Consider the following 5223-nt stretch of genomic DNA (forward strand, 5'->3'; position numbering starts at 1 on the left):
GCGGCCCCCCTACTTCGCTTCGCTCGTAGGGAGGCCTCCGCGGAGGCGCGCCTACGCGCCGCGGGGCACAGTCCCAGCGACGCGTCTTCCTGGTTCGCTCCGTCCGGGCGGCGCGCCGTCCTCCTCCGCGGAGGCGCGCCTGCGCGCCAGCTCGGTTGCGAGGTGCTGTCGGTTTCGTCCGGGTTTTGCCGCCTGGGGGAGTCGCTTCGCTTCGCTCGTGGCGGGTCTCTGTGGAGGTGCGGGCCTGGAGGATCGTGGCGCTGGGCCGGTACCGAACGGCGCGCAGGCGCGCCTGCGCGGAGTCCCCCTTGCGAGCGAAGCGAGGCAAGGGGGACGCAGCGCAGGTCGCCGGAGCGCACGTTCGCGGAGGAGGACGCGGCGCGGAGGTCCCGTGCGAGCGAAGCGAGTACGGGGCCGGAGCGCCGCGCCCGGACGGAGCGAACCAGGAAACACAGAGGAGCCAGAGTGCCTCGTGAGATTCGGATCGACCGTGACCTGTGTATGGGATCCGGGCAGTGCACCATCTATGCCCCGGACACCTTCGATCAGGACGACGAGGCGATCGCGGTCGTCGTCGACCCCGACGGCAACACGGAGGCGGAGCTCATGAGCGCCGCCACCGGCTGCCCGACGCAGGCGATCTCGGTCGTCCATGGCTGACGCCGTGTCCGACGCCGTCCGCTACGAGGCGTCCGGCCACATCGCGGTGATCACGCTGAACCGGCCCGCGGCGCGCAACGCCGTCAACCACGAGGTCGCCGTCGGGCTGGAATCCGCGATCGACACGCTGGAGAACGACCCGGACGTCTGGGTGGGCGTGCTGTGCGCCAACTCCGACGGGCAGCCGCGCCCGGTGTTCTGCGCGGGCGCGGACCTCAAGGCGATCGAGGCCGGGCAGCTCGACACGCTCATGACCGCGCGCGGCGGGTTCGCGGGTTTCGTGTTCCGCGAGCGCACCAAGCCGATCGTCGTCGCGGTGGACGGCCTGGCCACCGCCGGAGGGCTGGAAATCGTCCTGGCCGCCGACCTGGTCGTGGCGAGCACCCGGTCGGCCTTCGGGCTCGCCGAGGTGAAGCGCAACCTCGTCGCCTCCTCGGGCGGCCTGTTCCGGCTGCCGCGGGTGGTCGGCCAGGCGGTCGCCCTGGACGCGATCCTCACCGGCGAGCCGATCGACGCGGCGCGCGCCTACGCGCTCGGCCTGGTCAGCCGGCTCGTCGAACCCGGCGAGTCACGCGCGGAGGCGCTGCGGCTGGCCGAGCAGATCGCCGCGGCCGCGCCGCTGGCGGTGCGGGCCAGCCGCCGGATCGTGCGCGCCGCCGCGACCGAGGACGACGCCACCCTGCGGGCGATGTCCGACCAGGAGTTCAACCGCCTGCTTGACACGCAGGACACGAAGGAAGGGCTGACCGCGTTCATGGAGAAGCGGCCGCCGCGGTGGAGCGGGCGATGACCGACCGGATCGAGATCCCGCCGGCGTTTCCCGCCGTCGGCGACGTGCGCGGCAAACGCGTGGTGCTGACCGGCGCCGGCCGTGGACTCGGCGAACTGCTCGCGCACGGGTTCTCCCGTGCCGGAGCCAGCGTCGCCTTGGTCGCGCGCACCGAACGCGACCTGAAGACGGTCGCCGACGACCTGCCCGGCCCGGTGCTGCTGTTCGGCGGCGACGTGCGCGACGCCGCGTTCAACGACGCGGTGGCCGACGGCACCGTCGAGGCCTGGGGCGGGGTCGACGTCTGGATCTGCAACGCCGGTATCTCCCCGGTCGTCGCCGGCCCGTTGAAGACCGATCCGGACGTCTGGCGCGACGTCCTCGACGTCAACCTCACGGGAGCGTTCCTGGGCGCTCGCGCCGCCGCGCGGGTAATGGCCCCCGGCGGGCGCCTGATCTTCACGGGATCCGTGCTGGGGGAGCGGCCGGCGCGCGGCCTCGCGGCCTACAGTGCGTCCAAGGCCGGCCTGGTGGGCATGGCGAAGGCGCTCGCGCTCGACCTCGCCTCGGCGGGGATCACCGTGAACGTGGTCGCTCCCGGCTGGTTCGACTCACCGCTCGCCGCCGGCTGGAAGAGCAACGACCGCCTCGAGCAGTCCATCCTCGATCACACGGCGCTGCGGCGCTGGGGCCGGCCCGGCGAGCTCGTCGGGGCCTACCTGTTCCTGGCCTCCGCCGCGTCCGACTTCGTCACCGGAGCCGTCCTCACCGTCGACGGCGGCTACCTACTCAAGTAAGAGGCCAGATGTCTGATCAACACGGTGCCGCGGGTCGACATGGCGCCCCGGGACGGCGGGTGGTGGTGCTGCTCGGCGCGGGCGGCACCCTCGGCTCCGCCCTGGCTCGCGCGTTCGCCACCGAGGCCGATACCGACCTCGTCCTGTCCGACGTCAGCGACGCGGCGCTCGCCGCGACCGTCGAGGGCATCGCGGGCGGCCACGCGAAACCGGAGACCGCCGTCGCCGACGTCAGCGACCTGGCACAGGTCGAGGCGGTCGTGCGCCTGGCGGTCGAGCGTTTCGGCCGGCTCGACGTCCTCATCAGCAACGCCGGTGTGCTGGCGCAGAACGGGCGCATCCACAACCTCGCGACCGCGGACTGGGAACGCTCGTTCCGGGTCAACGTGCTGGGCGCCGTCAACGCCATCCACGCGGCCGTCGGCCCGATGCGCCGCCAGGGCAGCGGGTCGATCATTCTGACGGCGTCCGTGGCGGGAATGACCGCGTGGTCGCATTCGGCGCCGTACTGCGTCACCAAGGCGGGTGTGATCCACCTCGCCAAGGTCGCCGCCGTCGAGTACGCCCGCGACGGCATCCGGGTGAACGCGGTCTGCCCCGGCACCTTCCTGTCGGGAATGCACACGGAGCTCCCCCAGAAGGCGATCGACGCGATTTCCGCGAAGCATCCGCTGGGCCTCGGCGCGGCCGATGACCTGGTCGGCGCCTACTCCTACCTGGCCAGCGACGCCTCGCGGTGGACGACGGGGGCGGCGATCGTCGTCGACGGCGGCTACGCCGCGCCGTAGCCGTCCCCAGGGCCACGAGGCGTCGTCGGCAGGCGCCGCGGGACCCCAGCCGGCGGGCGCACGCGTCGCCGCGGGCGCCTGCCGGGTTACGCGGCGCCCTGACGTCGCTTCTTCGGGCCGGTCCGCGCTGGTCCGGCCGGCGGCGGCACGCTGACGGTGTCCGTCGGCGACACACCGGTGGCGGCGGTGGTGGTGGATGGTGTGGCCGAGATGCCCCGGACGAAGATGTCGGCGTACTGCGCCGCGAGGTCGGGCACACCGACACGTCCGCCGGGGCGCAGCCACAGGTACGTGTAGTTGTGCATTCCCAGCCATGCCTTCGCCGCCATCGGCGGGTCGATGTCGCGGAAGTGGCCGGAGCGCTGGCCCGCCTCGAAGATCTCCTCGACGCGGATCTCGTAGTCCCTGCGTCGCCGCCGGAACGTCTCGGCGTTCTCGCCGGTGAGCGCCGGGAACTCGTGCAGGAAGACCCAGACGTGGTCGGGGTAGCGGTGGATGACGTAGAGGAGCTCGGCGCCGAGCTGGGCGAGTTGCTCGGGCGGTGTGCCCCCGGAACTCGCCGCCCGGTCGGCGCCGACCATAACCTCGTCCATCACCCGGTCGTGGATCGCGACGAGCAACTGCTCCTTGGAGCCGATGTAGTAGTAGAGCGCGCCCTTGCCGACCTGGTTGGCCTCGCAGAGCTCGGCCGTGCTGGTGCCGTGGAACCCTCGCTGCGCGAAAACGCGGGCGGACGTGTCGATGATCGCCTGGCGGCGCAGCTCCCACTTGGCGCTGCGCCGAACAATGACCTCCGTCATGGCCTTCGCGGTCGCTCCGTTCGGCTCAGCTGTGTCGTTGGCTGTGTCGTTGGCGGTCAGGTGCGGGCCGGTGCCGTCTGAGATCAGAAGCCGTGGTCAGGCGCTGGCCCGTGCCGCCGGAGGCCGTGTCCCGTGCCGCTGCATACGTCTCCCCGCTGGCCAGGATACGCGGCCGTCAAATCGTTGACCGATCGGTACAAGACTGGCTAGGTTCGCTGGGCGGGTGGCCGTCCCGGTCCTGAGGAGGAACAGTGGCAAAGCGCTGGAAGCAGCGTCCGCAGGACTCGAACTGGGGCGACTGGGGCGACGACGACGAGCTCGGCCGTGTCAACATGATCACGCCGGAGAAGGTGCTCGAGGGCGTCCGCGAGATCTCCGCCGGCCGTTCGTTCGCGCTTAGCCTCCCGCTGGACCTCCCTGGCGGCAGCTCGCTCAACCAGCGCCGCTACCCGCCGATCCTGCGGCCCACGGAGGACCTGAAGCACAAGCCCGACGTCTTCTACAACGTGGTCGGGCGGGATCGGCTGCACTACTCGTTCACAGACGTCTGGTCCGACGACCTGGTGACGCTCTGGTTGCAGTACTCCACGCAGTGGGACGCGCTGGTCCACCAGGGCGCGCTCTTCGACGCGGACGGCGACGGGGTCGAGGAGCCGGTCTACTACAACGGTTTCCGGCCTGACGAGGACGTGATCGGGCCTCAGGAGGACGCCAAGGGCGACGGCAGCGGCAGCCTCAGCTTCGCCCGGCACCTCGGCCTCGAGCACATGGCCGCGCACGGCGTGCAGGGTCGTGCCGTGCTGATCGACATCGCTCACCATCTCGGGAACACCGAGGAGTGGACCGCGGTCAGCTGGAAGACGCTGCGCGAGATCATCGACGCCGACAAGGTGGAGATCCGCCCTGGCGACATGGTGATCCTCCACACCGGGTATGCCACCAAGATCCTGGAGTGGAACGGCAAGCCCGACGCGTCTCGTATCCAGGCCATGTACCCCTACCTCGACGCGCAGGACGACGGGATCCTGCAGTGGATCCTCGACTCCGGGCTGTCGGCGCTCGCCGCGGACAACTATGCCGTCGAGGGTTTTGCGCCCGCGAGCCGCGAGCCGCACACCCTGCTGCCGATCCACAAGCTGTGCCTGTTCAAGCTCGGCATCCCGCTCGGTGAGCTCTGGTACCTCCACGACCTGGCCGCCTGGCTCCGCGAGAACAACCGCACCAGCTTCCTGCTCACCGCCCCGCCCCTACGCCTCCCCGGCGCCGCCGGCGGCCCGCTAACCCCGATCGCGACCGTCTAACCAGGAGCCGCACCGCGGGCGTGCCCACCCGAGGCGCGCCGACCTCCGCGCGGCTCCCTGCCCGGGGACCATCGAAGCGGGTGAAATTGGGGTCGAGGTGGCCACCTC

Annotated in this window: 6 protein-coding genes; 5 read left to right on the plus strand and 1 reads right to left on the minus strand. The window is 71.5% G+C overall.

Annotation, left to right across the window (positions count from 1 at the left end):
* Positions 1–465 precede the first annotated feature (465 nt).
* The 4 genes from I6A81_RS45965 to I6A81_RS40230 are packed head-to-tail and all read left to right on the plus strand — an operon-like array spanning position 466 to position 3014.
* Positions 466–660: a ferredoxin gene (locus I6A81_RS45965; protein WP_203007896.1), complete on the plus strand. Its 195-nt coding sequence runs from the start codon at positions 466–468 to the stop codon at positions 658–660.
* Positions 653–1450, plus strand: coding sequence for an enoyl-CoA hydratase-related protein (locus I6A81_RS40220; protein WP_203007894.1), 798 nt, complete (start codon positions 653–655; stop codon positions 1448–1450). Before I6A81_RS45965 ends, I6A81_RS40220 begins: the two co-directional genes overlap by 8 nt.
* On the plus strand, positions 1447–2226 hold the full coding sequence (locus I6A81_RS40225) for an SDR family NAD(P)-dependent oxidoreductase (RefSeq protein WP_203007891.1): 780 nt from the start codon (positions 1447–1449) through the stop codon (positions 2224–2226). The genes I6A81_RS40220 and I6A81_RS40225 overlap by 4 nt, the downstream gene beginning before the upstream one ends.
* Before the next feature lie 8 nt (positions 2227–2234).
* Entirely contained in the window at positions 2235–3014 is a 780-nt protein-coding gene (locus I6A81_RS40230; protein WP_203007888.1) for an SDR family NAD(P)-dependent oxidoreductase, read from the plus strand.
* Between the two features lie 86 nt (positions 3015–3100).
* On the opposite strand, the gene I6A81_RS40235 is transcribed toward I6A81_RS40230, so the two are convergent.
* Positions 3101–3814 (minus strand): TetR/AcrR family transcriptional regulator, encoded by a 714-nt coding sequence (locus tag I6A81_RS40235; protein ID WP_203007885.1) that lies wholly within the window; start codon positions 3812–3814, stop codon positions 3101–3103.
* A 251-nt stretch (positions 3815–4065) separates the two neighbouring features.
* On the opposite strand from I6A81_RS40235, the gene I6A81_RS40240 reads away from it, so the two are divergent.
* Entirely contained in the window at positions 4066–5115 is a 1050-nt protein-coding gene (locus tag I6A81_RS40240; protein ID WP_203007883.1) for a cyclase family protein, read from the plus strand.
* The last annotated feature ends 108 nt before the right edge of the window (positions 5116–5223 follow it).

Origin of the sequence: Frankia nepalensis (genome assembly GCF_016786325.1) — a bacterium.
Classification (GTDB): Bacteria; Actinomycetota; Actinomycetes; order Frankiales; family Frankiaceae; genus Pseudofrankia; species Pseudofrankia nepalensis.